The sequence below is a fragment of the Rhodococcus sp. P3_B8 genome, from assembly GCF_056402775.1.
Map to the genome: position 1 here is coordinate 1 of NZ_JBFUGT010000690.1, position 671 is coordinate 671.

Sequence of the window (671 nt, forward strand, 5' to 3'; positions counted from 1 at the left end):
GGCGCAGCAGGCGCAGGGCACAGCGGCGCCGTCCGCCCTCCGCGCGAAGGGGCTGGATGATGGCGAGCCCCGCGGGCTCACGTACTCCGGGCCTGCCGAGGACGGCAACGCGCAGCTCAGCCGCCGCGGAGCGGCCGAGTCGGACGATGCCGCCGACGCCGGAACCCGTCGTCAGCGGCGGGAGGCCGCGCGGTCGCAGTCGAAGGGCAAGAAGGCCCCGCGGACCAAGCGCAAGCGCTGACCGCAGAAGAAGACGATCAGCCGATCACCAGCGAGGTGACGGTCCAGCCCGTGTCGGACTGTTGTTCGACACGGGCTGCGATCACGAAGATCCGCGGTCCCCGGCCGTAGGTGCCGAAGGCCTCGAACGCGCACGGCTCCACCGCGCGCAGGTGCACGCGGACGAGCGTCGCGACACCGAGTCGCCGGGCAGGCGACTCCGACAGCGCGAGCGTGCGCACGACGTCGACGAGCGACGGCGTCACCAGCGGCCGCAGTTGCCGCACGTTGCGGCGCCGAACTCGGAATCGATGTCGACCGTGACAGTTTCACGGTGACGGGGATCGGCGACATGAGCGGCGACGTCTTCGGGAACGCCATGCTGGCGAGTGCCGGCATCGGGCTGGTCGCCGCGTTCGACCACCGCCACATCTTCGTCGACCCCACTCCCC

The 671-nt window shown here is 71.7% G+C and carries 2 protein-coding genes and 1 pseudogene; 2 read left to right on the plus strand and 1 reads right to left on the minus strand.

Features of this window, described 5'->3' with window-relative positions; genetic code table 11:
• Window positions 1–241, plus strand: a 241-nt coding sequence (locus AC1D1G_RS45785; RefSeq protein WP_477957009.1) for a hypothetical protein, incomplete at its 5' end; no start/stop codon positions are given.
• Between the two features lie 16 nt (window positions 242–257).
• Here AC1D1G_RS45785 and AC1D1G_RS45790 read toward each other — a convergent pair.
• Window positions 258–506 (minus strand): Rv3235 family protein, encoded by a 249-nt coding sequence (locus AC1D1G_RS45790; protein ID WP_477957010.1) that lies wholly within the window; start codon window positions 504–506, stop codon window positions 258–260.
• Between the two features lie 11 nt (window positions 507–517).
• Between AC1D1G_RS45790 and AC1D1G_RS45795 the strand changes: the two are divergent.
• Window positions 518–671 (plus strand): annotated as a pseudogene (locus AC1D1G_RS45795) (NAD-glutamate dehydrogenase domain-containing protein); the annotation flags it as partial.